General features: G+C 70.8%; 20 protein-coding genes. 12 read left to right on the forward strand and 8 right to left on the reverse strand.

Annotated elements, in window-relative coordinates:
- The first annotated feature begins 17 nt into the window (after positions 1 to 17).
- The 5 genes from atpA to P8A18_RS24070 all read left to right on the forward strand — a co-directional run bounded on the left by atpA (position 18) and on the right by P8A18_RS24070 (position 5,020).
- Complete coding sequence (gene atpA, locus P8A18_RS24050) at positions 18 to 1,589, forward strand: F0F1 ATP synthase subunit alpha (protein WP_018550043.1); 1,572 nt, start codon at positions 18 to 20, stop codon at positions 1,587 to 1,589.
- 3 nt (positions 1,590 to 1,592) lie between these two features.
- Entirely contained in the window at positions 1,593 to 2,507 is a 915-nt protein-coding gene (locus P8A18_RS24055; RefSeq protein ID WP_306057513.1) for a F0F1 ATP synthase subunit gamma, read from the forward strand.
- Positions 2,507 to 3,949: a F0F1 ATP synthase subunit beta gene (gene atpD / locus P8A18_RS24060; RefSeq protein WP_306057515.1), complete on the forward strand. Its 1,443-nt coding sequence runs from the start codon at positions 2,507 to 2,509 to the stop codon at positions 3,947 to 3,949. The genes P8A18_RS24055 and atpD overlap by 1 nt, the downstream gene beginning before the upstream one ends.
- Positions 3,950 to 4,058: 109 nt before the next feature.
- Positions 4,059 to 4,433: a F0F1 ATP synthase subunit epsilon gene (locus P8A18_RS24065; protein ID WP_306057517.1), complete on the forward strand. Its 375-nt coding sequence runs from the start codon at positions 4,059 to 4,061 to the stop codon at positions 4,431 to 4,433.
- 140 nt (positions 4,434 to 4,573) lie between these two features.
- Positions 4,574 to 5,020: a DUF2550 domain-containing protein gene (locus P8A18_RS24070; RefSeq protein WP_018550047.1), complete on the forward strand. Its 447-nt coding sequence runs from the start codon at positions 4,574 to 4,576 to the stop codon at positions 5,018 to 5,020.
- Between the two features lie 194 nt (positions 5,021 to 5,214).
- Here the strand turns inward: P8A18_RS24070 and P8A18_RS24075 are convergent, their stop codons facing one another.
- The 3 genes from P8A18_RS24075 to P8A18_RS24085 all read right to left on the reverse strand — a co-directional run bounded on the left by P8A18_RS24075 (position 5,215) and on the right by P8A18_RS24085 (position 9,146).
- The gene (locus P8A18_RS24075) at positions 5,215 to 7,113 is read right to left on the reverse strand and encodes a glycoside hydrolase family 18 chitinase (protein WP_306057519.1); all 1,899 of its coding nucleotides are present in this window, start codon (positions 7,111 to 7,113) and stop codon (positions 5,215 to 5,217) included.
- Positions 7,114 to 7,293: 180 nt separating this feature from the next.
- On the reverse strand, positions 7,294 to 7,944 hold the full coding sequence (locus P8A18_RS24080) for a response regulator (protein ID WP_306057521.1): 651 nt from the start codon (positions 7,942 to 7,944) through the stop codon (positions 7,294 to 7,296).
- Entirely contained in the window at positions 7,941 to 9,146 is a 1,206-nt protein-coding gene (locus P8A18_RS24085) for a sensor histidine kinase (RefSeq protein ID WP_306061111.1), read from the reverse strand. The genes P8A18_RS24080 and P8A18_RS24085 overlap by 4 nt, the downstream gene beginning before the upstream one ends.
- Positions 9,147 to 9,298: 152 nt before the next feature.
- Here P8A18_RS24085 and P8A18_RS24090 point away from each other — a divergent pair, with 152 nt between their 5' ends.
- Positions 9,299 to 9,853 (forward strand): hypothetical protein, encoded by a 555-nt coding sequence (locus P8A18_RS24090; RefSeq protein ID WP_306057524.1) that lies wholly within the window; start codon positions 9,299 to 9,301, stop codon positions 9,851 to 9,853.
- Between the two features lie 25 nt (positions 9,854 to 9,878).
- On the opposite strand, the gene P8A18_RS24095 is transcribed toward P8A18_RS24090, so the two are convergent.
- From P8A18_RS24095 to P8A18_RS24105, 3 genes are read right to left on the reverse strand one after another with little or no spacing between them, the layout of a single operon-like run.
- Positions 9,879 to 10,451, reverse strand: coding sequence for a cob(I)yrinic acid a,c-diamide adenosyltransferase (locus tag P8A18_RS24095; protein WP_136203297.1), 573 nt, complete (start codon positions 10,449 to 10,451; stop codon positions 9,879 to 9,881).
- 13 nt (positions 10,452 to 10,464) lie between these two features.
- Positions 10,465 to 11,214, reverse strand: a complete 750-nt coding sequence (locus P8A18_RS24100; protein ID WP_306057528.1) for an ABC transporter permease — start codon at positions 11,212 to 11,214, stop codon at positions 10,465 to 10,467.
- 51 nt (positions 11,215 to 11,265) lie between these two features.
- Entirely contained in the window at positions 11,266 to 12,045 is a 780-nt protein-coding gene (locus P8A18_RS24105; protein ID WP_306057531.1) for an ABC transporter ATP-binding protein, read from the reverse strand.
- Positions 12,046 to 12,126: 81 nt separating this feature from the next.
- Here P8A18_RS24105 and P8A18_RS24110 point away from each other — a divergent pair, with 81 nt between their 5' ends.
- The 4 genes from P8A18_RS24110 to P8A18_RS24125 all read left to right on the forward strand — a co-directional run bounded on the left by P8A18_RS24110 (position 12,127) and on the right by P8A18_RS24125 (position 17,032).
- On the forward strand, positions 12,127 to 12,768 hold the full coding sequence (locus tag P8A18_RS24110) for a TetR/AcrR family transcriptional regulator (RefSeq protein WP_306057533.1): 642 nt from the start codon (positions 12,127 to 12,129) through the stop codon (positions 12,766 to 12,768).
- Positions 12,769 to 12,899: 131 nt separating this feature from the next.
- Positions 12,900 to 13,748: a 3-hydroxyacyl-CoA dehydrogenase family protein gene (locus P8A18_RS24115; protein WP_306057536.1), complete on the forward strand. Its 849-nt coding sequence runs from the start codon at positions 12,900 to 12,902 to the stop codon at positions 13,746 to 13,748.
- A 237-nt stretch (positions 13,749 to 13,985) separates the two neighbouring features.
- A complete protein-coding gene (locus P8A18_RS24120) occupies positions 13,986 to 14,309 on the forward strand; it encodes an STAS domain-containing protein (protein ID WP_018102617.1) in 324 nt (107 codons plus the stop codon).
- A 251-nt stretch (positions 14,310 to 14,560) separates the two neighbouring features.
- Complete coding sequence (locus tag P8A18_RS24125) at positions 14,561 to 17,032, forward strand: ATP-binding protein (protein ID WP_306057540.1); 2,472 nt, start codon at positions 14,561 to 14,563, stop codon at positions 17,030 to 17,032.
- A 160-nt stretch (positions 17,033 to 17,192) separates the two neighbouring features.
- Here the strand turns inward: P8A18_RS24125 and nucS are convergent, their stop codons facing one another.
- Positions 17,193 to 17,864, reverse strand: a complete 672-nt coding sequence (gene nucS / locus P8A18_RS24130) for an endonuclease NucS (RefSeq protein ID WP_018550058.1) — start codon at positions 17,862 to 17,864, stop codon at positions 17,193 to 17,195.
- Positions 17,865 to 18,127: 263 nt separating this feature from the next.
- Between nucS and P8A18_RS24135 the strand changes: the two genes are divergently transcribed.
- A complete protein-coding gene (locus P8A18_RS24135; RefSeq protein WP_018550059.1) occupies positions 18,128 to 18,520 on the forward strand; it encodes an SCO5389 family protein in 393 nt (130 codons plus the stop codon).
- A 101-nt stretch (positions 18,521 to 18,621) separates the two neighbouring features.
- On the opposite strand, the gene P8A18_RS24140 is transcribed toward P8A18_RS24135, so the two are convergent.
- A complete protein-coding gene (locus P8A18_RS24140) occupies positions 18,622 to 19,665 on the reverse strand; it encodes an LLM class flavin-dependent oxidoreductase (protein ID WP_306057544.1) in 1,044 nt (347 codons plus the stop codon).
- A 198-nt stretch (positions 19,666 to 19,863) separates the two neighbouring features.
- Between P8A18_RS24140 and P8A18_RS24145 the strand changes: the two genes are divergently transcribed.
- A complete protein-coding gene (locus tag P8A18_RS24145) occupies positions 19,864 to 20,193 on the forward strand; it encodes an Rv1322 family protein (protein ID WP_306057546.1) in 330 nt (109 codons plus the stop codon).
- The last annotated feature ends 5 nt before the right edge of the window (positions 20,194 to 20,198 follow it).

Genomic DNA, 20,198 nt, shown 5'->3' on the forward strand with positions numbered 1-20,198 from the left:
GAGAGCAGGGAACCCAGATGGCGGAGCTCACGATCCGGCCGGAGGAGATCCGGGACGCACTGGAGAACTTTGTCCAGTCGTACCAGCCGGACGCGGCCTCGCGCGAGGAGGTCGGTACGGTCAGCGTTGCCGGCGACGGCATCGCGAAGGTGGAGGGCCTGCCCTCCGCCATGGCGAACGAGCTGCTGAAGTTCGAGGACGGCACCCTCGGTCTCGCCCTCAACCTCGAGGAGCGCGAGATCGGTGCGATCGTCCTCGGCGAGTTCAGCGGAATCGAGGAGGGCCAGCCGGTGCAGCGCACCGGTGAGGTGCTCTCCGTCGGCGTCGGCGAGGGCTACCTCGGCCGCGTCGTCGACCCGCTCGGCAACCCGATCGACGGCCTCGGCGAGATCGCGACCGACGGCCGGCGCGCCCTTGAGCTGCAGGCCCCTGGCGTCATGGTCCGTAAGTCGGTGCACGAGCCGATGCAGACCGGCTACAAGGCCGTCGACGCCATGGTGCCGATCGGCCGCGGCCAGCGTCAGCTGATCATCGGTGACCGTCAGACGGGTAAGACCGCTCTGGCCGTCGACACGATCATCAACCAGCGCGACAACTGGCGCTCGGGCGACGTGAACAAGCAGGTGCGCTGCATCTACGTCGCCATCGGTCAGAAGGGCTCCACCATCGCCTCGGTGCGCGGTGCCCTCGAAGAGGCCGGCGCGCTTGAGTACACGACCATCGTCGCCGCCCCGGCGTCGGACCCGGCCGGCTTCAAGTACCTGGCGCCGTACACCGGTTCGGCCATCGGCCAGCACTGGATGTACTCCGGCAAGCACGTCCTGATCATCTTCGACGACCTCTCGAAGCAGGCCGACGCCTACCGCGCCGTGTCGCTTCTGCTGCGCCGTCCGCCGGGCCGCGAGGCCTACCCGGGCGACGTCTTCTACCTCCACTCGCGTCTGCTGGAGCGCTGCGCCAAGCTCTCCGACGACATGGGTGCCGGTTCGATGACGGGCCTCCCGATCGTCGAGACCAAGGCGAACGACGTGTCGGCGTTCATTCCGACCAACGTCATCTCCATCACCGACGGCCAGTGCTTCCTGGAGTCCGACCTGTTCAACGCCGGCCAGCGTCCGGCCCTGAACGTCGGTATCTCGGTCTCCCGTGTCGGTGGCTCCGCCCAGCACAAGGCCATGCGCCAGGTGTCCGGCCGGCTCCGCGTGGACCTCGCCCAGTACCGCGAGCTGGAGGCGTTCGCCGCCTTCGGTTCCGACCTGGACGCGGCCTCGAAGGCCTCGCTGGAGCGCGGTAAGCGCATGGTCGAGCTGCTGAAGCAGCCGCAGTACGCCCCGTTCCCGGTCGAGGAGCAGGTCGTCTCCGTCTGGGCCGGCACCAACGGCAAGATGGACGACGTCCCGGTCGAGGACATCCGCCGCTTCGAGTCGGAGCTGCTGGAGTACCTGCGCCGCGAGCGCAAGGACCTCCTGACCAGCATCCGCGAGGGCGCCAAGATGTCCGACGACACGCTGCAGGCCATCGCCGACGCCGTCGCCGCCTTCAAGCAGCAGTTCGAGACCTCGGACGGCAAGCTCCTGGGCGAGGGCTGACAGATGGGCGCTCAGCTTCGCGTTTACAAGCGCCGCATCCGCTCCGTCACCGCCACGAAGAAGATCACCAAGGCGATGGAGATGATCGCCGCCTCGCGCATCGTCAAGGCGCAGCGCCAGGTGGCGGCGTCGACGCCGTACGCGACCGAGCTCACCCGTGCGGTGACCGCGGTGGCGACCGGCTCCACCACCAAGCACCCGCTGACCACCGAGGCCGAGACTCCGGCACGGGCCGCGATCCTGCTCATCACGAGCGACCGCGGTCTGGCCGGCGGTTACTCCTCCAACGCCATCAAGGCCGCGGAGAAGCTGACCGATCGGCTGCGAGGTGAGGGCAAGGAGGTCGACACCTATGTGATCGGCCGCAAGGGTGTCGCCTACTACGGGTTCCGCGAGCGCAAGGTCGCGGACTCGTGGACCGGCTTCACCGACAGCCCGACGTACGCGGATGCCAAGCGGACGGCTGCTCCGCTGATCGAGGCGGTCACCCGGGAGACCGCCGAGGGCGGCGTCGACGAGCTGCACATCGTCTTCACGGAGTTCGTGTCGATGATGACGCAGAACCCGGTCGACGACCGGATGCTGCCGCTCAGTCTCGGTGCCACGAAGGACGAGGACGGCAAGGGAGAGATCCTGCCGCTGTTCGACTTCGAGCCGTCGGCGGAGGACGTCCTCGACGCCCTGCTTCCGCGGTACGTCGAGAGCCGTATCTACAACGCGCTGCTTCAGGCCGCTGCTTCCGAGCACGCCGCCCGCCGCCGCGCGATGAAGTCGGCCACCGACAACGCCGGTGAGCTCATCAAGACGCTCTCCCGGCTTGCCAACGCGGCCCGCCAGGCCGAAATCACCCAGGAAATCAGCGAGATCGTCGGTGGTGCCAGTGCGCTGGCCGACGCGACCGCGGGGAGTGACAAGTAATGACGACCACAGTTGAGACGGCCGTTGCCACGGGCCGCGTCGCCCGGGTCATCGGCCCGGTCGTCGACGTGGAGTTCCCCGTCGACGCGATGCCGGAGATCTACAACGCGCTGACCGTCGAGGTGGCCGACCCGGCCGAGGACGGCAAGCTCAAGAAGCTGACGCTCGAGGTCGCCCAGCACCTCGGTGACGGCGTGATCCGCGCGATCTCGATGCAGCCCACCGACGGTCTGGTCCGCCAGGCCCCGGTGACCGACACGGGCAACGGCATCACGGTGCCGGTCGGCGAGATCACCAAGGGCAAGGTGTTCAACACCCTCGGTGAGATCCTGAACAAGCCCGAGGCCGAGGCCGAGGTCACCGAGCGCTGGCCGATCCACCGCAAGGCGCCCAACTTCGACCAGCTCGAGTCGAAGACCGAGATGTTCGAGACCGGCGTCAAGGTCATCGACCTCCTCACCCCGTACGTCAAGGGTGGAAAGATCGGTCTGTTCGGTGGTGCCGGTGTCGGCAAGACCGTGCTGATCCAGGAAATGATCTACCGCGTCGCCAACAACCACGACGGTGTGTCGGTGTTCGCGGGCGTCGGTGAGCGTACCCGTGAGGGCAACGACCTCATCGAGGAGATGGCCGAGTCCGGCGTCATCGACAAGACGGCGCTCGTCTTCGGCCAGATGGACGAGCCGCCGGGGACCCGTCTCCGCGTCGCCCTGGCCGGTCTGACCATGGCGGAGTACTTCCGCGATGTGCAGAAGCAGGACGTGCTCTTCTTCATCGACAACATCTTCCGGTACACCCAGGCCGGTTCCGAGGTGTCCACCCTGCTCGGCCGTATGCCGTCCGCGGTGGGTTACCAGCCGAACCTGGCCGACGAGATGGGTCTGCTCCAGGAGCGCATCACGTCGACCCGCGGTCACTCGATCACCTCGATGCAGGCGATCTACGTCCCCGCGGACGACCTGACCGACCCGGCGCCGGCCACCACCTTCGCCCACCTCGACGCGACGACGGTGCTCTCCCGTCCGATCTCGGAGAAGGGCATCTACCCGGCCGTGGACCCGCTGGACTCCACGTCCCGCATCCTGGACCCGCGGTACATCGCCGCGGACCACTACGCGGCCGCCATGCGTGTCAAGGGGATCCTCCAGAAGTACAAGGACCTCCAGGACATCATCGCGATCCTCGGTATCGACGAGCTGGGCGAGGAGGACAAGCTCGTTGTCCACCGTGCCCGTCGCGTCGAGCGCTTCCTGTCGCAGAACACCCACGTCGCCAAGCAGTTCACCGGCGTGGACGGTTCGGACGTTCCGCTCGAGGAGTCGATCGCCGCGTTCAACTCGATCTGCGACGGTGAGTACGACCACTTCCCCGAGCAGGCGTTCTTCATGTGCGGTGGCATCGAGGACCTCAAGGCCAACGCCAAGGAGCTCGGCGTCTCCTGAGCCCCCGGCTCACCGAGGGGGGCGGGCGCGTCCCGTCCCCCTCACCACGCCCCGTAGAATTGACCCAACACCCGGCACGACCGCCGGGTGGTGACCCGAGGAGCCACCCTTGGCTGCTGAGCTGCACGTCGAGCTGGTCGCCGCGGACCGCAGTGTCTGGTCCGGCGAGGCCACCCTGGTCGTCGCGCGCACCACGTCCGGCGACATCGGCGTCATGCCCGGTCACCAGCCGCTTCTGGGTGTGCTGGAGTCGGGCCCGGTGACGATCCGTACGAGCGACGGCGCGACCGTCGTCGCCGCGGTGCACGGCGGTTTCATCTCGTTCGCCGACGACAAGCTCTCGCTTCTGGCGGAGATTGCCGAGCTGGCCGACGAGATCGATGTCGAGCGCGCTGAGCGTGCGCTCGAACGTGCGAAGTCGGACACGGACGCCGTCTCCGAGCGGCGCGCCGAAGTACGACTGCGTGCGGTGGCGGCACACTAGCCACCACACGACATGGCTTTACCCTCAGCCGCGGCCCGTGCCGGAGACCCCTCCGGCCCGTGTCGCGGCTGAGGCGATGCAGATGCAGGTGAAGTCCGGGCGGTATCCGTTTACTCGACGACGCGAGGAGGTCGGTGGAGATGTTCCTCGCACTGTGGGTGGGCGGGCTGGTCGTCGCACTGGTCGCGATTGGACTCTTCGTCTTCGGTCTGCGCCGGCGGCTGATTCAGCGCTCCGGCGGGACCTTCGACTGCAGCCTGAGGTGGGATGTGCCCGCCGAGCCCGATTTCTCGGGCAAGGGCTGGGTGTACGGCGTCGCCCGGTACAGCGGCGACAAGGTCAACTGGTTCCGGGTCTTCAGCTACTCGCCGCGTCCGCGCCGGGTGCTGGAGCGGTCCTCGATCGAGGTCGTGGCCCGCCGCCTGCCGGAGGGCGAGGAGGAGCTGGCCCTCCTCTCGGACGCCATCGTGCTCGGCTGTCTCCACCGGGAGACCCGCCTTGAGCTGGCGATGAGCGAGGACGCGCTGACCGGCTTCCTGGCCTGGCTGGAGGCGGCCCCTCCCGGCCAGCGAGTCAATGTGGCTTGAGTAGGGGCGCTCGCTGGTTGGGGGTCCCCCCGGACGGAGTCCGGGGGAGAGTCAATGTGGCTTGAGGCGGCCGGCATCGTCATGCCCCGGTGCGCCTGCACCAAAGGCCCCCGGGAACGCGAAAACCGGGGAGACAGGGGGCGGACCTGTCTCCCCGGTGCTTTCGGGGTTACGCGATGTGCGGCGCCGTGGTGCTAGTTGAGGCCGTTGTGCATCGCGCTCACGAGTTCACCGTTGCTGGTGTCCCCGCTGAACTCCCAGAAGAACGCGCCTCCCAGGCCCTGGTTCTTCGCCCAGGCCATCTTGGACGTGATCGTGGCCGGGGTGTCGTAGCTCCACCAGTTGGTGCCGCAGTGCGCGTACGCCGTGCCGGCGATGGTGCCGGTGGCGGGGCAGCTGTTCTTGAGGACCTTGTAGTCCTCGATGCCCGCCTCGTACGTGCCCGGGGCGGCGCCGGTGGCGGTGCCGCCGGGCGCGTCCTGGGTGACGCCGGTCCAGCCGCGGCCGTAGAAGCCGATGCCGAGCAGCAGCTTCGATGCCGGGACGCCCTGCGCCTTCAGCTTGGCGATCGCGTCGGCGGAGTTGAAGCCGTCCTGCGGGATGCCGCTGTAGGAGTTGAGCGGGGAGTGCGGGGCGGTCGGGCCCTTCGCGTCCCAGGCGCCGAAGAAGTCGTACGTCATCACGTTGTACCAGTCGAGCGACTGCGCGGCGCCGGCGTAGTCCGCCAGGTCGATCTTGCCGCCGGCGGAGCCGTCGGCCGTGATGGCGGCGGTGACCAGGTTGTTGCTGCCGAACTTCGTGCGCAGCGCCGAGGTGAGCTTCTTCAGCGCGTCCGGGCCGCTGGTGTCACAGGTCAGACCGCAGGCGTTGGGGTACTCCCAGTCGATGTCGATGCCGTCGAAGACATCGGCCCAGCGCGGGTCCTCGACCAGGTTGTAGCAGGACTCGGCGAACGCGGCCGGGTTCTGGGCCGCCTGGCCGAAGCCGCCGGACCAGGTCCAGCCGCCGAAGGACCACAGGACCTTGATGTTCGGGTACTTCGCCTTGAGCTTGCGCAGCTGGTTGAAGCTGCCGCGCAGCGGCTGGTCCCAGGTGTCGGCCACGCCGTCGACGGACTTGTCGGCGGTGTACGCCATGTCGTAGTCGGCGTAGGAGTCGCCGATGGTGCACTTGCCGCCCTGGACGTTGCCGAAGGCGTAGTTGATGTGCGTGATCTTCGCGGCGGAGCCGGAGGTGTCCAGGTTCTTGACGTGGTAGTCGCGGCCGTAGACGCCCCAGTCGGTGAAGTAACCGAGGTTGATGTTGCCGCCGTTGCCGTCGCCGTCCCCGTCGCCGTCCCCGTCACCGTCGCCGCCACCGGTGGTGTGCACCTTGACCGCGCCGCTGACCGGTCCGGTCTGGTCGGCGGTGTCACGGGCCTGCACGGTGTACGAGTAGTCGGTGCCCGCGGTGAGGCCGGTGTTGGTGTACGTGGTGCCGGTGACCGTGGCGACGACCGCGCCGTCCCGCAGGACGTCGTAGTTCTTGATGCCGTGGTCGTCGGTGGCCGCGGACCAGCTGAGCTTCGCCGAGGTGTCGGTGATGTCGCTCGCGGTGGGGGTGCCCGGCGCGGAGGGTGCCTCGTCGCCGGGGACGCTGCCGCCGTCGCAGGAGGCGCCGTTCAGCGTGCAGTTGGTGGCGGCGCCGCTGCCCGAGCCGGTGCCGTTGAAGCCGAAGGAGACGCTCGCGCCCGGGGCGACCGTGCCGTTCCAGCCGACGTTCTTGGCGGTCCAGTGGTCGCCCGTGTGGGTGACGGTGGCGTCCCAGGCGGAGCCGACGCCGGTGCCGCTGGGGAAGTCCCACTCGATGGTCCAGGAGCTGAGGGCGGTGGTGCCGGTGTTCTTCACCGTCCACTGGCCCTCGAAGCCGGTGCCCCAGTCGGATTTCTTGAGGTACGTGGCCGTGGCGGAAGTCGCCGCCTCGGCGGGGGAGGCCATGCCGACCATGGCGGCAAGGGGAAGGAGCAGTGCGGTGAGGCCCGCGACGGCTCTGGATCTGGTGGCTGTTCCGGACCCGAGTCTGAATCGGGTCCGGCGGGGGGTCTCAGTGCTCAACGGTGCTCCTCGGGTGAGGTCCGGACAAACGGGGGTGGTCCGTGGACTGCTGACCCTGCGCCGCCCTGAGCCTGCCTTGTCATGGCGGGCTCACCGCAGTGTGCTCGGTGAGATTAGGAAGGTCTGGACCAATCGTCAAGAGGTCTGGACCAAAGATCGCCCTCCCCGCGGGAATAAACCTCAGACGCCCAACTCCTGTGCCAGCACTGCCGCCTGGACCCGGCTGCGCAGCTCCAGCTTCCCCAGCAGGCGGCTGACGTGTGTCTTCGCCGTCGCCTCGGCCATCGAGAGCCGCACCGCGATCTCCGCGTTCGACAGCCCCTCGCCCAGGCACCCCAGCACCTCGCGCTCGCGCCGGGTCAGCGTCTCCAGCACCGCCGCGTCGGGTGCGCCGGCCGGCCGTACGGGCGCGGAACCGGCGAACTCCGCGATCAGCCGCCGCGTCACCGCCGGGGCGATCAGCCCCTCGCCGCGCGCCACCGTACGGACCGCGTCGAGCAGCCCGCGCGCCTCGGTGTCCTTCAGCAGGAAGCCCGACGCCCCGGCGCGCAACGCGCCGAACACATACGCGTCCAGGTCGAAGGTGGTGAGCACCAGCACGTCCGCGAGATGCTCGTCCACCACCTGCCGGGTGGCCGACACCCCGTCCAGCCGCGGCATCTGTACGTCCATCAGCACCAGGTCCGGGCGCAGCTCGCGGGCCAGCCGCACCGCCTCCTCGCCGTCGCCCGCCTCCCCGACGACCTCGATGTCCGGCGCGCTGCCCAGGATGAGCACCAGCCCCGCCCGTACCGCCGCCTGGTCCTCCGCGACCAGCACCCGGATCGTCATGACCACGTCCCGCCTTCCGTACCGTCCGGGACGGGCAGCCGTGCCCGTACCCGCCACAACCGCGTATCGTCCCCGCCCGTCACCGGGCCCGCCTCGAACTCCCCGTCGAGCAGCGCCACCCGCTCCCGCATTCCCACGAGACCGGCCCCCGACCCCGGTGCGCGCGGCCCCGTCCGGTCGCCGAGCACGCTGCTCACCTCCACCTTCAGCACCCGCTCCATCTGCCCGAGCCGGACCGTGACCGGGCCCGGCGCCGCGTGCTTGAGGGCATTGGTCAAGGACTCCTGCACGATGCGGTACGCGGCCAGCTCGACCGGGGCCGGCAGCCGCTCCCGGTCCGCCCGGGTGTCCTCCAGGACGCAGCTCAGCCCACTGGACGCGGCGCTCGCCCGGTGCTGCTCGACCAGCGCGTCCAGTGAGGCCAGCGTCGGCGAGCTGCTGGGCTCCGGATCGGCCGATCCGGTGCGCAACAGCCCGATCAGACGGCGCATTTCGGCCAGACCCTCGACGCTGTTCTCACGGATCACCCCGAGGGCGTTGCGGGAGGTCTCCGGCTCGTCGATGGAGAGCGCGGCGGTGGAGTGGATCGCGATGGCGGACAGGTGGTTGGCGACCATGTCGTGCAGCTCGCGCGCCATCCGGGCCCGCTCGGCGGTCACCGCCTGGGTGCGGTCCATCTCGGCGAGCAGGGCGGTCTGGTCGGCGCGCAGCCGGGCGGCGTCGGCGGCCTCGCGGTGGTTGCGGACGCTGACCCCGGTGAGGGCGGGGACGAACGCGACCACGGCGGTGAGGATGCCGACGAGCAGGGCCTCGGCGTCGCGGAACCAGGCCAGGAAGCCGATCGTGACCCCGACGGTGATCAGGAACGTGGTCACCGGGATGCGGCGGGCGGCGGCCGGGGTGCCGTAGAGGACGGCCGCGTACATGATGTCCGTGAACATCAGCACGGTCGCCAGGTTCCCCGGGGTGAACTGGTCGGCGACCAGCGCGAGGGTGCCGATGACCAGCGCGGTCTGCGGTGCGCCGCGGCGCAGCAGTTCGAGCCCCGCCATCACCGTGAGCGGGACGAGAGCGGTCCAGGACGCGTCGAACAGGCGGTCGTTCTGCATGCGCAGCCCGAGCAGCGACAGGACCGCTCCGCCGAGCAGTCCGACGGCCGCGATCAGGATGTCGTGGCGGTGGGGGCGGGCCGAGGAGAACACCTGCCCATCCAACACGTCCGGCCCGCCGCCGCACCTCCGCTCGGCGGGCGATCCGCCACTACATCGAAGGATGCAGTCGTCTTTCGTCACCGGGGCCGACGACCGGAGGCGGCGCGGGCGGGAGCCTGGAGGGGAGGGAAAGGAAACGGACCGTGATCGTCACACTGATCGTCGCCTGCGAGATCGCCTTCTGGGTGCTGCTGGCCGCCGGCCTGGCGCTGCGCTACGGGGCGCGCAGGCCGCGCCTGGGCGCCGCCGTCCTGCTGTGCGAACCGGTGCTCGAACTCGTCCTGCTCGCGGTGACCGTCGTCGACCTGAAGAACGGGGCGGCCCCCGACTGGAAGCACGGGCTCGCCGCCGTCTACATCGGCTTCACGGTGGGCCTCGGGCACTCCACCATCAAGTGGGCCGACGCCCGGGTCGCCCACCGCTTCGCCGGCGGCCCGCCCCCGGTGAAGCCGCCGAAGTACGGGACGGCGCGGGCCGTGCACGAGTGGCGGGTGGCCGGCCGGTGGACCGTGGCCGCGGTGACGGCGCTGGCGCTGCTCCAGGCGGCGGTCTGGTACGTGGGCGGCGACGGGGACGTGTCCTCGTTGCAGTCGTGGCAGCGGACGATGCTGGTCGTGATCGGGATCAACCTGGTGATCGCGGCGAGCTACACCGTGTTCCCCAAGAGGGAGCCCCACAAGGACCCGCCCGCGAGCTGATCCCCTCGCGGGCGGGCCCCCTGGCTCAGCGTTCGCCGCCCGGCACCCACAGGATGTCGCCGACCTCCTTGTTCGCCACCCGGGCGAGGATGAACAGCAGGTCGGAGAGGCGGTTGAGGTAGGTGGCGGTCAGCGCGTTCATCACCTCGCCGTGCACCTCCATCGCGGCCCAGGTGGAGCGCTCGGCCCGCCGGACCACGGTGCACGCCTGGTGGAGCAGCGCCGCGCCCGGCGTACCGCCCGGAAGGATGAAGCTGCGGAGCTTCTCCACCTGTTCCAGGTAGTGGTCGCAGTCCGCCTCCAGCTTGTCGACGTAGCTCTGCTCGACCCGCAGCGGCGGGTACTCCGGGTTCTCGACCACCGGCGTCGAGAGGTCGGCGCCCACGTCGAACAGGTCGTTCTGCACGCGGACGAGGACCTTCACGACGTCGTCGGACAGCTGCCCGAGGGCGATCGCGGTACCGATGACCGCGTTGGCCTCGTTGGCGTCGGCGTACGCGGAGATCCGCAGATCGGTCTTGGCGGTCCGGCTCATGTCCCCGAGGGCGGTGGTGCCCTTGTCGCCGGTGCGGGTGTAGATGCGCGTCAGATTGACCATGCGGCCAGCCTAGTTAGGCCCCGGCCTTCTTGAAGACACCTGTGCCCAGGGTCACGGCGAGTGCCGCGAAGCCGAGCGCGACCAGGACCCCGTACAGCATGTGCGTGGTGGCGTACGAGCCCACGTACGCGTCCCGGACCGCGTCCACCAGATAGCGGAACGGGGTGAAGTGCGAGAGCACGTCCAGCCAGCGGGGGCCGAGCGTCATCGGGAGCATCAGGCCGGACAGCAGCATGGCCGGCATGGTGAGCGAGTTGATGACCGGGCCGAACTCCTGCGGGGTGGAGACCCGCATCGCCAGGGCGTACGAGAGCGAGGCCAGCGAGACCGTCAGCAGACCGACGAACGCGAAGCCGATGAGCACCCCGCCCAGCGGAGCCCGCAGCCCCATCAGTACGGCGACGAGCACCAGCAGCACCGCCTGGAACATGAACAGCAGCGCGTCGCGCAGCACCCGGCCCAGCAGCAGCGCCGCCCGGCTGACCGGGGTGACCCGCATCCGCTCCAGCACCCCGGTCGACTTGTCGATGATGAGGGCGAATCCGGTGAACGAGGCGCCGAACAGGCCGAGCTGGAGCAGCAGTCCGGGCACCAGGACCTGCCAGGAGTCGCCGTCCGGGCCGAGCGGCAGTTCGGTGAGGAGCGGGCCGAAGAAGAGCAGGTAGAGCAGGGGCATGAGGATGCCGAAGAGGATCTGGAATCTGGAGCGCAGGGTCTGGCGGGCGTAGCGCCCGAAGATCAGCGCGGTGTCGTGCAGCAGCATGGGTATCGGTTTCTGATCGGTGTCCGGCAGGCCTTAGTCCCTGACGCGGCGCTAGACGGCGACCGGAGCGGTGTCGGCGGCGGGCGCGCGCCCGGTGATGGCCAGGAAGGCGTCCTGGAGCGTGGCGCCGGGGGAGCCCGCGTAGCGGGTCTTCAGCGCGTCGGGTGTGCCCTCGGCGGCCACCAGTCCCTGGTCGACCACGACGAGCCGGTCGGCGAGCGCGTCCGCCTCGTCCAGGTAGTGCGTGGTGAGTACGACGGTGGTGCCGGACTCGTCGCGCAGCCGGCGTACCAGCTCCCACAGGTCGGTGCGGCTGCCCGGGTCGAGGCCGGTCGTCGGCTCGTCCAGGAAGAGCACGGCGGGGCGGTGGGTGAGCCCCATCGCGATGTCGAGCCGCCTGCGCTGGCCGCCGGAGAGCGTGGCGGTTCTGCGGTCGAGCAGGTCGGACAGGCCGAGATCCCCGGCCAGTTCACCGGCCCTGGCCGCCGCGGCCGCCTTGCCGAGCCGGTACATCCGGCCCTGGGTGACCAGCTCCTCCCGCACGGTGATGTGCGGGTCGACCCCGCCCGACTGGGCGACGTAACCGCACTGCTCGCGTACGCCCGCCGGGTCGGTGGCCAGGTCGTGGCCGGCGACGGTGGCCGCGCCCCCGGTGGGGGACAGCAGCGTGGTCAGCATGCGCAGGGTGGTGGTCTTGCCGGCGCCGTTGGGGCCGAGCAGGCCGACGATCTCGCCGGCCGCCACGGTCATGTCGATGGAGCGGACGGCCTCCACCGGACCGGCCTTGCTCATGAAGGTCCGGGCGAGCCCGGCCGTACTGATGATTGGCATAGCGACCACAAAAACAGAGTCACTGAAAAATTGCAACGACTCCAAATATCCAGGGACCCCAGCGCGCTCTACGATGGGGGCATGGCTGAGGGACTCAGGGAGCGCAAGAAGCGGCAGACCAGGCAGTACCTCTCGGACCTGGCCACCGGCCTGTTCCTGGAGCGGGGCTTCGACGCCGTCACGATCGCCGAGATCGCGCACGCCGCCGACGTCTCGGTCAACACGGTCTACAACTACTTCCCCACCAAGGAGGACCTCTTCCTCGACCGCGGCGCCGGCATGGTCGAGCGCCTCTCCCGGTACGTCAGGGGGCGGGACGAGGGCGAGTCCGCGGCCGACGCCGTCCTGCGGGAGCTGCGCGTCCAGGTCGAGAGCGTCTCGCCCACCGTCGGACTGATGGAGGGGTACGCCCGCTTCATGCGGGTCATCGAGGGCGCCGACGGCCTCAAGGCCCGCCTGTGGCTCATCCAGCAGGAGGCCCAGCAGCACTTGGAGGCAACCCTCCAGGAGGTGTCCGGGGCCACTCCCGGGGACCGGACGGCCGTTCTGGTGGCCGGTCAGCTCTCCTGGGTCCACAGCACGCTCATGGCCTACGTCGGCGGCGAGATGGTCGCCGGGCGCAAGCCCGCCGAGGTCTCCCGGGACGCCCTCGCCCTGCTCGACGACATCGAGGACCTGCTGGGCGAAAAGGTGCTCAACTACGCCCGCCGCACCGCCGAATGACACCTCCCGGTGTGATGTCCGTCATTTGAGACGTGACGCGCATCTCTTCGCGGCCCCAGGGCCCGCCACGGGTACTAACCTCCGCCGGAGGGCATGGACCATAACCATTGACAAGACACAGGGGTGCCAACGTGGCCAGGAAGCTCGCCGTCATCGGAGCCGGACTCATGGGGTCCGGCATCGCACAGGTCTCCGCGCAGGCGGGCTGGGACGTCGTCCTGCGCGACGTCACCGACGAGGCGCTGACCCGTGGCCGTGACGGCATCAAGGCCTCCTACGACAGGTTCGTCGGCAAGGGCAAGCTGGACGCGGCCGACGCCGAGGCCGCGCTCGGCCGGATCACCACCACCACCGACCTGGACGCCGTCGCCGACGCGGACATCGTCGTGGAGGCCGTCTTCGAGAAGCTGGAGGTGAAGCACGAGATCTTCCGGGCCCTCGACAAGATCGTCCGGGACGACACCGTGCTCGCCTCCAACACCTCCGCCATCCCGATCACCAAGATCGCGGCCGTGACGGAGCGCCCGGAGCGCGTCGTCGGCGTCCACTTCTTCTCGCCGGTCCCGATGATGCAGCTCTGCGAACTCGTGCGCGGCTACAAGACCGGCGACGAAACCCTCGCCACCGCACGGGAGTTCGCCGAGTCCGTCGGCAAGACCTGCATCGTCGTCAACCGCGACGTGGCCGGCTTCGTCACTACCCGGCTGATCTCGGCGCTCGTGGTCGAGGCCGCCAAGCTCTACGAGTCGGGTGTCGCCACGGCCGAGGACATCGACACCGCCTGCAAGCTCGGTTTCGGCCACGCCATGGGCCCGCTGGCCACCGCCGACCTGACTGGCGTCGACATCCTGCTGCACGCCACCGGCAACATCTACACCGAGTCGCAGGACGAGAAGTTCGCCGCCCCGGAGCTGATGCGCCGGATGGTCGATGCAGGTGACATCGGACGCAAGAGCGGGCAGGGCTTCTACACCTACTGATCATTTTCGGTCCGGTCCGTCTGATCCGCTGTCAATCAGGCCGGGTGCCCGTCGGGGGACGCCGGCCGCCGCCGGCTCAGCCACCGGAGTCCGCGACCCGCCCGTATCACTCCCCGGAGTGAATTCGGTATCGGTTCGCTTACAGACGGCAACTACCCTGACGCTGCCGCAGTCAGTTGGGGCAGAGACAGTTTCGGACAGACGGACCGGATCACGGAGCATTCCAGGGGAGCGCATATGCACATCAGGGGCGACCACGCCGAGCTGGTCGTCGGGGGCCGCCTCGACGTCCGAAGCGCGGCGGACGCCCGTACGGTCCTGCACTCGGCCCTCGACGACGGCGTCGGAGATCTGGTGCTCGACCTGACCGAGCTGGATTCGTGGGACGCCACCGGACTCGGCGTCATCATGGGCGCACACCGCAGGGCCGGACGCGCCGGACGGCGCCTCGTGCTGCGCGGCGTACCCCCGCAGATGCAACGCCTCCTGGTGGCCACAAGGCTGCACCGCATCCTCGCCATCGAGGGCGGGATCGCCGCGGAGTCGCTGCCGCGCGTCTGAGCGCCCCCGCAGGGGACGCCCCGTGGCCCCGGACGGACCCTCGGTGACCGTACGGCCCGAAGCCGCACAATCCTCACGAGACCGTGATCTGTGGGGCGGCGAGCCACCCCGGGGGTTCGTAGATACTGTGCAAAGGTTTAGGGTTCGGCCGTCTGCCGATTGACGGACCCACCCGGCGGACACCGGACCGTGAGCGGATGTGCGAGGCCGGGAGGGACAACCGCGCTCGACGCGTCTTGGGGGCTTTGGCGATGGACCCGATACACCGGGGGCCGGATGAGTTCGGCCACGACAGCAACGGCTTCGCCGACGAGGCCGGCCGGCGCCGGCCCTCACGCGATCCGCTGACCCCGGATTTCGGTCAGCAAACACCGCAACAGGTCCGCGTCGTCACGCTCGTCGCGGGCGACCTGCTGCTCACCGTCAACCCCGTCGACGGCAGCGAGGTCGAGCTGTGCCCGCCCGGCGAGCAGCCCGCCCCGCCCGTCCGCCGCACCCCCGCCGAACGCGCCGACCGCGCCCGCGCCGCCGCACCCCCCGTGCCGCCCGGCCCGCCTCTCCCGCAGCTGCCCCTGCTCCGGCGCGAGGAGGAACGCGAACGGCTCGGCCGCCTGCTCGTCCGCGGCCGCTCGGTCCGGCTCACCGGCCCCGCGGGCTCCGGCCGCACCGTCCTGCTCGACGCCGTCGCCGCCGACTGCGCCGAACTCGCGCCCGACGGGGTCGTCCGCCTCAGCGGCCACAGGCGCACCGTCACCGACCTACTGCACGCACTCTTCGACACCGTCCACGACGCACCCCTGCACCGCCCCGACCGCCCTCTCCTCCTGGAGAAGCTGCGCTCCACCGGAGCCGTCGTCGTCCTGGACGACCTGGAGTTCGGCGGCGCGGCCCTGGACGAACTCCTCGACGCGACCCCCGAGTGCGCCTACCTGCTCGCCGCCACGCCCGACGTGCCCGCCCCCGACGCGGACTCCCACCTCGAAGAGGTCTTCCTCACCGGACTCGACCGCGCCACCTCCGTCGACCTGCTGCAACGGGTCGTCGAGCGGCCGCTCACCGAGGAGGAGGCCAACTGGGCCGGAGACCTCTGGTTCGAGTCCGAGGGCCTGCCCCTGCGCTTCGTCCAGGCCGGCGCCCTGCTGCGCCAGCGCGACCAACTGCGCACCGACCCCACCGCGTACGACGAGTACGGCTACCTGGAGAACCGGCCGGCCGAAGCGCCCCCGGCTCCCGAGGACGGCGCGGAGGACACCGGGACCCCGCTGCCCAGTCTCGGTGAGGGCGCCGCGCCCGCCGCGCTGCTCGCCTCGCGGTTGAGCGCCGCTGCCCGCGACACGCTGCGCTTCGCGGTGGCGCTCGGCGGCGAGGTGCCGCACCAGGCCCATCTGCCGGCGCTCGTCGGGGACACCCACGCCGACGCCGCACTCGGCGAGCTGGCCGGCTGCGGCCTGCTCTCCCCGGCCGGCTCCCGCTACCGGCTGGCCGCCGGGGTGCTCGCCCAGCTGGTGGCCGCCGGATACGGCGACGACGCGGCCGACCGGGCGCGCTCGGCCGCCCAGCACTACGCCTGGTGGACCGGCCACCCCTCGGTCACCCCCGTCCGGGCCGCCGCCGAGGCCGACGCGATCATCGCGGCGCTGACCCAGCTGGTGCCGGGGGAGGAGGCGGGGCAGACGAGCGCCGCCGTGCTCCTGGCCCGCAGCGCCGCCCCCGCCTTCGCGGCCGGGCTGCACTGGGGCGCCTGGGAGCGGGTCCTGCGGATCGGTCAGGAGGCCGGCCGGATCGCCGGCGAGGTCGCGGAAGAGGCCTACTTCCACCACGAGTTGGGCGTCCTCGCGCTCTGCACGGGCAACCCCGACCGGGCCAGGGCCGAGCTGGAGACCTCCGTCAGCATGCGCGGGGCGCTGGCCGACAAGAGCGGAGCGGTGGCCGGCCGGCGGGCGCTCGCCCTGGTCGAGGACCGTTCCGGGGGTACGGCCGTGAGCGGCCTGCCCTCGGGCGACGAGACTCCGGCCGGTCCGTTCGAGGTGTCCCCGCCGTTGGGCGTGCCCGCCGTCATACCGGTCTCGATGCAGCGCGCGTTCGACGACACGGCGGTGGTGCCCCGCCAGGAGGCGCCCCCGGCCGGCAGGAGCGCCGGGCGGAGCGGACCGGCGGCGTTCCTGGGCGGGGCCCGGCGCAATCTGGTCGCGGCGGGCGCGGGCGTCCTGCTGGCCGGGGTCCTCGGCACGGTGGTGACGCTCGGGCTGACGTCGAGCAGCGACCCGCAGGGCGACCCCGGGGCCTCGACCGAGCAGCAGGTCCCGGACGACGACGGCGATACGACGGTCGGCGAGCCCGCGGACGATACGCCCCCGACGAGGAAGGCCACGGCGTCGGGCTCCGCCTCGTCGTCGACGACCCCCGGGCCGTCGGACAGCGGGTCGGCGCCGGCGGGCGCGGGGGAGACGTCGGCGTCGTCCTCGGCCGGTGCGGAGGAGACGGGGGCGTCGTCCGGGGCGCCTTCGTCGCCCTCGGTGCCGTCGTCCACCGGGCCGACCGGGTCGACCAGGCCGACGCCCACGAAGTCGGCCACGGCGCCGAGCAGTCCGGCGCCCTCGGAGACGGAGCCGGAGTCCCCGGGCCCGACGGAGCCGGACCCGGAGGAGTCGACGCCGCCGGGCTCGTCCGACTCGGCGAGTGGGCCGTCCGGCGAGGTGAGCGAGAGCCCGTCGGTGCTCTAGGGGGTGCGGGGGCGGCTCGGTCGACGCGTTGTCCTCAATCGCCGGACGGGCTTGATGGTGCCGGGCGGGCTTGATGGTGCCGGGCGGGCTTGATGGTGCCGGGCGGGGCCGGTGGTGTCGCCGGGCGGGCCCTGGAGGTGTGGGCCCGTCCGAAAAGGGCTCAGAACAGCCGCAGCTTGTCGTCCTCGATGCCTCGCATCGCATCGTAGTCGAGGACGACGCAGCCGATGCCGCGGTCCGTGGCCAGGACGCGGGCCTGCGGCTTGATCTCCTGGGCGGCGAAGATGCCCTTCACCGGCGCCAGGTGCGGGTCGCGGTTCAGCAGCTCCAGGTAGCGGGTCAGCTGCTCCACACCGTCGATGTCACCGCGCCGCTTCAGCTCGACGGCCACCGTCTGCCCGTCGGCGTCGCGGCACAGGATGTCGACGGGGCCGATCGCCGTGAAGTACTCGCGGCGGATCAGGGTGTAACCCTCGCCGAGGGTCTCGATCCGGTCGGCGAGCAGTTCCTGGAGGTGCGCTTCCACGCCGTCCTTGATCAGCCCGGGATCGACGCCCAGCTCGTGGGACGAGTCATGGAGGATTTCCTCCATGGTGATGATCAGTTTTTCGCCCGCCTTGTTCACCACGGTCCAGACGCCCTCGGTGTCACCGCTGCCCTCCTTCAGGGTGCAGGGCGGCGACATCCAGTTGAGCGGTTTGTACGCCCTGTCGTCGGCGTGAATCGACACGCTCCCGTCGGCCTTCACCAGGATCAGGCGGGGAGCGGAGGGCAGGTGGGCCGTGAGCCGGCCCGCGTAGTCCACGGAGCAGCGGGCGATGACAAGACGCATGGTCGGCAACGCTACTCGACGTCGGGGGCTCGACGCGATTCACCCATCCGCCACTCCCGCCCCTTTCGGACCTGACGCTTTCTGTCTTGCCCCTCTTTGAACCCCTTCGTTATTGGCCGGTTGTGTTCCCAATCTCCTGGTGCGGCCCGGACTGCACCCTTACCGTGGATGCAGGAGGTCGTCGCGTGTGTACGCTGCGTCGCCGTCCTCCTTCCCTGCCCGTAAGGCTCCGGCACTCCGCCGGGGTCGCGAGAGGAGAACCCATGTCGCTCGACGTCTCACCGGCGCTGTTGGAACAGGCCGAGCGAGGCGAGGTCGACGAAGCCGACTTCGTCGACTGCGTCCGGACCTCCCTGCCCTTCGCATGGGAGATGATCAGCTCGTTGGTGGCTCAGCTGAAGGTCGACGGCGGGGAGTTCGCCGACAACCAGACGCCGCCGCCCAACGAGCAGGCACGTGGTCAGCTGCTGCGTGCGCTCGCGAGTGATGCGATACGCGGCGCGCTGCAGCGGCACTTCGGGGTGCGTCTCGCATTCCAGAACTGCCACCGCGTCGCGGTGTTCCCGCTGGACGCCTCGGTCGACGACCGACTGGCCAAGTTCACCTCGGTGAGGGGCCAGTTGCTCAACCAGTCGCCCGAACTACGGGACTGCTGAATCCTTTCGGCTGTTGCCCCGGGCCGCGGGAGGTGCGACTGGTCCGGGGCGGCAGCCCCCGTACGTACACCGCCGTACACCCCCGGAGCGGTGCGCGGGGGTCATTCGAGGAGTGGCAGTACCTCGGTGCCCAGCCGCGCTACGTTCTCCTCCGTGGCGACCAGATCTCCGGAACCCTCCACCAGGAGCGCGAAGCGGGTGATGCCCGTGCGCGCGGCGGTGGTCGCGAGGCGGTCGGCCGCGAGCCGCGGCGTGCCCACCGGATGAAGGCGGCACAGCAGCTCCGCGTACTCCACCGGGTCCCGCATCACGCGGTGCCGGCCGTCGACCGTCACATGCGCGCCGAGCCCCTGGCGCAGCCAGCCCGGCATCGCCTTCACCAGCGTCTCGACGGCGTCCTCGGTGCGGTCGGCGATCTGGGCCACCCCCGCCGATACGTGCCCCGCCCCGTGCACCCGCTCCGGCGCGTGACCCGCCGCCAGCGCGCGGGACCGCCACAGCGCGACCATCTCCGCCTTCTCCGCGTCCCCGCAGTGCATGCCGAGCAGCATCGGCAGGCCGTTCTCGGCGGCGAGCTCCACACTGGAGCGCGAGGTGCAGGCGACGATCACCTCGGGGCCGCCGGAGCTCTCCGGACCCCGGCCGTCGAGCGGTTCGTCGGCCCGGGGGACCACCGCCACCTCGCGGAAGCCGTACCGCTCGCCCCGGCCCGCGACGCGCGGCTCGCGCAGCCAGTCGAGCAGCAGCCCCAGGGACTCCGGGAAGCCCTTCTCGTACGCCTCCAGCCCGCCGCCGAACACCTCCAGGTCCACCCACGGACCGCCCCGGCCCACCCCGAGGCTGAACCGCCCGCCGCTGGTGAGGTGGAGCAGCGCGGCCTGCTCGCCGAGCGCGACCGGGTGCTGGGTGGGCAGCACGCTCACCGCCGTACCGACGCGGATGCGGCGGGTGCGGCCGAGCAGCTGCGCGGCCAGCGTGACGGCGGACGGGCACACCCCGTACGGCACGAAATGATGTTCGGCCAGCCAGACCGCGTCCAGGCCGGATTCCTCCGCGACCTCGGCGGACCGGATCGCCCGGTGCAGCGCTTCCCCCGGCCCCTGGCCCGGAAACTGGGCTGCCAGTACGAACGTTCCCACACGCATCGCCAATTGCCTCCTTGCGGCCGACGCGGCTCTCCCCTACTGGCAACAACGTCTGACACGTGCCAAAGGCACGGTCCGGGGCCCGGTTGTTGCGATTTTCCGCTAACCCGCGCCGCCGCGGGCGGTGCGGGACGGGTACCCCGCCCGAATGGCCCTACGCTGGACGGGAACTGCCCAGCCTGCCCCGTGAGGTGTCACGTGTCCCCGCGCCGCAACCGCCCCCGAGGCGGCGAGAGCCCCGTCAACAGCGCGAGCGTGGCAGGGGGCCGGTACGGCGGGGGAGGGCGCTCGGAGGAGTGGCAGGGCGAGGAGTGGTCCGTGCGCGCGGTCAGCGGCGCGAGCGCGGCGGGCAAGCGCTACCGCTGCCCCGGCTGCGACCAGGAGATCCCGTCCGGCGTCCCGCACCTGGTGGCCTGGTCCGAGTACGGCGGGGTGGACGACCGCAGGCACTGGCACAAGGCCTGCTGGAACGCGAAGGACCGCCGCACCACACGGGTGCAGCGGTCCAGGAACGCGCCCAGGTACTGACGGGC

The sequence above is a fragment of the Streptomyces sp. Mut1 genome (genome assembly GCF_030719295.1).
In the GTDB taxonomy this organism is placed as follows: domain Bacteria; phylum Actinomycetota; class Actinomycetes; order Streptomycetales; family Streptomycetaceae; genus Streptomyces; species Streptomyces castrisilvae.

Excerpts from the sequence above, each read along its gene's own strand:
- atpA (WP_018550043.1), top strand. The coding sequence starts at position 18 with ATGGCGGAGCTCACGATCCGGCCGGAGGAGATCCGGGACGCACTGGAG.
- P8A18_RS24055 (WP_306057513.1), top strand. The coding sequence starts at position 1,593 with ATGGGCGCTCAGCTTCGCGTTTACAAGCGCCGCATCCGCTCCGTCACC.
- atpD (WP_306057515.1), top strand. The coding sequence starts at position 2,507 with ATGACGACCACAGTTGAGACGGCCGTTGCCACGGGCCGCGTCGCCCGG.
- P8A18_RS24070 (WP_018550047.1), top strand. The coding sequence starts at position 4,574 with ATGTTCCTCGCACTGTGGGTGGGCGGGCTGGTCGTCGCACTGGTCGCG.
- P8A18_RS24080 (WP_306057521.1), bottom strand. The coding sequence starts at position 7,944 with ATGACGATCCGGGTGCTGGTCGCGGAGGACCAGGCGGCGGTACGGGCG.
- P8A18_RS24095 (WP_136203297.1), bottom strand. The coding sequence starts at position 10,451 with ATGGTCAATCTGACGCGCATCTACACCCGCACCGGCGACAAGGGCACC.
- P8A18_RS24100 (WP_306057528.1), bottom strand. The coding sequence starts at position 11,214 with ATGCTGCTGCACGACACCGCGCTGATCTTCGGGCGCTACGCCCGCCAG.
- P8A18_RS24105 (WP_306057531.1), bottom strand. The coding sequence starts at position 12,045 with ATGCCAATCATCAGTACGGCCGGGCTCGCCCGGACCTTCATGAGCAAG.
- P8A18_RS24110 (WP_306057533.1), top strand. The coding sequence starts at position 12,127 with ATGGCTGAGGGACTCAGGGAGCGCAAGAAGCGGCAGACCAGGCAGTAC.
- P8A18_RS24120 (WP_018102617.1), top strand. The coding sequence starts at position 13,986 with ATGCACATCAGGGGCGACCACGCCGAGCTGGTCGTCGGGGGCCGCCTC.
- P8A18_RS24125 (WP_306057540.1), top strand. The coding sequence starts at position 14,561 with ATGGACCCGATACACCGGGGGCCGGATGAGTTCGGCCACGACAGCAAC.
- nucS (WP_018550058.1), bottom strand. The coding sequence starts at position 17,864 with ATGCGTCTTGTCATCGCCCGCTGCTCCGTGGACTACGCGGGCCGGCTC.
- P8A18_RS24135 (WP_018550059.1), top strand. The coding sequence starts at position 18,128 with ATGTCGCTCGACGTCTCACCGGCGCTGTTGGAACAGGCCGAGCGAGGC.
- P8A18_RS24140 (WP_306057544.1), bottom strand. The coding sequence starts at position 19,665 with ATGCGTGTGGGAACGTTCGTACTGGCAGCCCAGTTTCCGGGCCAGGGG.